Here is a 3,846-nt window from a genome sequence, read left to right as displayed (position 1 = left end):
GCCGTTGGTGCCGGCCCAGATCGAGACGACCTGCTCCTCCACCGGGTACGGCGAGTACTGCGGCTGCTTGAGCAGCTCGGTCAGGCGCGCACCACGCGCCAGCTGACGCCGCGAGGCCTGGTCGAGGTCGGACGCGAACATCGCGAACGCCTCGAGCGAGCGGTACTGCGCCAGCTCGAGCTTGAGCGTGCCGGAGACCTTCTTGATCGACTTGACCTGAGCGTCACCGCCGACTCGCGAAACCGAGATGCCGACGTCGACAGCGGGACGCTGGTTGGCGTTGAACAGGTCGGACTGCAGGAAGATCTGGCCGTCGGTGATCGAGATCACGTTGGTCGGGATGTACGCCGAGACGTCGTTCGCCTTGGTCTCGATGATCGGGAGACCCGTCATCGACCCCGCGCCGAGCTCGTCGGACAGCTTCGCGCAGCGCTCGAGCAGACGGGAGTGCAGGTAGAAGACGTCGCCCGGGTAGGCCTCGCGCCCCGGCGGGCGGCGGAGCAGCAGCGAGACGGCGCGGTAGGCCTCGGCCTGCTTCGACAGGTCGTCGAAGATGATGAGGACGTGCTTGCCGCCGTACATCCAGTGCTGGCCGATGGCCGAGCCGGTGTAGGGGGCCAGGTACTTGAAGCCGGCCGGGTCGGATGCCGGGGCGGCGACGATGGTGGTGTACTCCATCGCACCGGCGTCCTCGAGTGCACCCTTCACGGACGCGATCGTGGAGCCCTTCTGACCGATCGCGACGTAGATGCAGCGGACCTGCTTGTTCTCGTCGCCCGACTCCCAGTTCGACTTCTGGTTGATGATCGTGTCGATGGCGAGCGCGGTCTTGCCGGTCTGGCGGTCGCCGATGATGAGCTGGCGCTGGCCGCGGCCGACCGGGATCATCGCGTCGATGGCCTTGACGCCGGTCTGCAGCGGCTCGTGCACGCTCTTGCGCTGCATGACGCCGGGCGCCTGCAGTTCGAGCGCGCGGACGCCCTCGCTCGCGATCGAGCCGAGGCCGTCGATGGGCTGACCGAGCGGGTCGACCACGCGGCCGAGGTAGGCGTCGCCCACCGGGACCGAGAGCACCTCACCGGTGCGGGTGACCTGCTGGCCGGCCTCGATGCCGGCGAAGTCGCCGAGCACGACGACACCGATCTCGTGCTCGTCGAGGTTCAGGGCCAGGCCCTTGGTGCCGTCCGCGAACGTCACGAGCTCGTTGGCCATGACGCCGGGCAGGCCTTCGACGTGGGCGATGCCGTCGGCGGCGTCGACCACCGTGCCGACCTCGGTCGCCGCAGCGCCCGTGGGCTCGTAGGCCGCGACGAAGTCCTTCAGCGCGTCACGGATGACGTCGGGGCTGATGGAGAGTTCTGCCATTGTCTTCCTTCGTTCATGGGGCCGCGGCCCCGAAATCTCCGCCGTCGCGGCGGGAAAGTCTGTCAGCCGGCCAGCTTCTGGCGCAGCTCGGTGAGCCGGGTCGAGACGCTGCCGTCGATGATGTCGTCGGCGATCTGCACGCGCAGGCCCCCGATGATCGTCGGGTCGACGACGGTGTTCAGCGACACCTGCGTGTCGTAGCGCGCAGCCAGCGCGGCGGTCAGCCGCTGCTGCTGGTGAGCGCCCAGCGCCACGGCGCTGTACACGGTCGCGACCGTGCGTCCGCGCTGGGCGGCGGCGAGCCGCATCCCCCGCGACAGCAGGTCGCGCACCCGGCGCTCGCGCGGCTGGCGCACGAGCGAGGCCGCGACGAGGATGGTCGCGTCACTCGCGCGGCCGGCGAGCAGGGACTCCACCAGCTGCCCCTTGGCCTCCGAGTCGCCCATGCGGCTGCCGAGCGCGAGCTCCAGCTCCGGGTTGGCGGCCACGACGCGCGTGAAGGCGAACAGCTCGCCCTCGACGTCGGCGTCCGGGGCTGCCTTCGCGGCGGCCCGCACGGCCAGCTCCTCGATCCCGTCGACCAGGTCGGATGCCGCCGACCACGACTGCGCGGCGGCGGTCGTGATCAGCTGCGCCGCGGCGGGCGAGAGCACCCGGCCGAAGACGTCGGCGACGACCTTCGAGCGTGCCTCGACGGACGCGGCCGAGTCGGCGAGGGCGCCGGCCAGCTGCGACGAGCCGTCGAGGGCACGCGCGGCTGCGAACAGCTCACGCGCGACCCCGAGGTCGACGCCCCGTGCGGCATCCAGCGCCGCAGTGGACGCGGCGACGGCCTGAGTGGTCGCGCTGCCCATTACGCCTTGCCCACCGTCTCGGGGACCTCGAGCTCGGCGAGGAAGCGGTCCACGACCGCCTGCGCCCGCTCGTCGTCGGACAGCGACTCGCCGATGACGCCACCGGCCAGGTCGATGGCCATGGTGCCGACCTCGCTGCGCAGCGAGACGAACGCGGTCTGGCGCTCGGCCTCGATCTGCGCGTGGGCGGCGGCGGTGACGCGCGCAGCCTCGGCCTGCGCGTTCTCACGCAGCTCGGCGAGGATCTTCGCGCCGTCGGCACGCGCCTGCTCGCGGATCGCGGCGGCTTCCCCGCGCGCGTCTGCGAGCTTGGCGGTGTACTCCTCGAGAGCGGCGGCGGCCTTGGCCTGCGCCTCGTCGGCGCGCTTGATGCCGCCTTCGATGGCGTCCGCGCGGGCGTCGAGCGCCTTGTTCATGCTGGGCAGGATCTTCCAGATGATGAAGACCAGCACGATGACGAAGACGATCGTGCCCCAGACGAGGTCCGGGATCGTGGGGACGACCGGATTCGGGGCGCTCTCCGCGGCCGCGGTGACGAATGCGCTGTGCATTCAGACTCCTTGTGCTTGGCGGGCCGAGATTACGGCTTGGGGAACGGGATGAACGCGACGGCGATCGCGATGAAGCAGAGCGCCTCCGTCAGGGCGATACCGAGGAACATGAGGCTCGACAGGCGACCCTGCAGCTCGGGCTGACGGGCGACCGACTCGATGGTCTTGCCGACGATGATGCCCACGCCGATACCAGAGCCGATGACGGCGAGACCGAATGCGAGCGGGGCGAGTTGTCCGACGATGTTCACGGGAAGGGTTTCCTTTCGAGGGTGGTCTTTAAACAATCAAGCTTTTGCAGGTCAGTGCTCTTCGGCGACCGACAGCTGCACGTAGATGGAGGCCAGGATGGCGAAGACGTACGCCTGCAGGGCGGCGACGAACAGGTCCAGCACGGTGAAGGCGATGCCGAACGCGAAGGAGCCGACGCCCAGAAGGCCGAGCAGGTTGCCGTTGGCGAGCACGGTGAAGAAGAAGAACTGGGTGGCACTGAAGCAGAGCACCACGAGCATGTGGCCGGAGACCATGTTCATCGTGAGTCGGAGCGCGAGCGTGACCGGACAGACGATGAAGGTCGAGAGGAACTCGAGCGGAGTCAGCAGCGGATACAGCCACCACGGCACGCCCGGCAGGAACAGCGAGTCCTTGAGGAAGCGGAAGCCCTTCTCACGGAAGCCCGCGTAGACGAACATGACCCACGCGATGACCGCCATGACGATCGGAAGGCCGATCGCGGCCGTCCCGGCGATCTGCAGGCCGGGGATGGAGCCGACGATGTTCATTCCGAGGATCAGGAAGAAGAACGTCATGATGATCGGCTCGTAGCGGCGGCCGAGCTTCTCACCGAGGTTGTCGTAGATGACACCCTTGCGCACGAACATGAAGATGAACTCGAACGCGGCCTGGCCGCGACCCGGGACGATCTTCATGTTGCGGGTGGCGAGCCACATGAGCAGCACGAGCACGACGACCACGAGGATGCGGATCGCCATCAGGCGGTTCAGCTCGAAGGGCGTGCCTTGGAACAGGAGAGCCGGCGGGAAGATGTCGTCGATGGACGGGCCGTGAAACCCGGA

At 68.6% G+C, this 3,846-nt stretch carries 5 protein-coding genes; all 5 read right to left on the bottom strand.

All coding sequences use genetic code 11. The features are described 5' to 3' along the window. Positions 1–1,365, bottom strand: a 1,365-nt coding sequence (gene atpA, locus VJR25_RS05860; protein ID WP_324113499.1) for a F0F1 ATP synthase subunit alpha, incomplete at its 3' end; no start/stop codon positions are given. 62 nt (positions 1,366–1,427) lie between these two features. After that, positions 1,428–2,219 (bottom strand): F0F1 ATP synthase subunit delta, encoded by a 792-nt coding sequence (locus VJR25_RS05855; protein ID WP_324113497.1) that lies wholly within the window; start codon positions 2,217–2,219, stop codon positions 1,428–1,430. Beyond that, the gene (locus VJR25_RS05850; protein ID WP_324113495.1) at positions 2,219–2,770 is read right to left on the bottom strand and encodes a F0F1 ATP synthase subunit B; all 552 of its coding nucleotides are present in this window, start codon (positions 2,768–2,770) and stop codon (positions 2,219–2,221) included. Before VJR25_RS05850 ends, VJR25_RS05855 begins: the two co-directional genes overlap by 1 nt. A gap of 29 nt (positions 2,771–2,799) precedes the next feature. Beyond that, positions 2,800–3,021: a F0F1 ATP synthase subunit C gene (gene atpE, locus VJR25_RS05845; protein ID WP_039397457.1), complete on the bottom strand. Its 222-nt coding sequence runs from the start codon at positions 3,019–3,021 to the stop codon at positions 2,800–2,802. Between the two features lie 51 nt (positions 3,022–3,072). Next, positions 3,073–3,846 (bottom strand): F0F1 ATP synthase subunit A (atpB, locus tag VJR25_RS05840; protein WP_324113490.1); only part of this gene is annotated, 774 nt, incomplete at its 5' end.

The sequence above is a fragment of the Microbacterium sp. genome (assembly GCF_035277845.1).
Taxonomy (GTDB): Bacteria; Actinomycetota; Actinomycetes; order Actinomycetales; family Microbacteriaceae; genus Microbacterium.
This window is presented reverse-complemented; position numbering and strand designations above follow the sequence as displayed.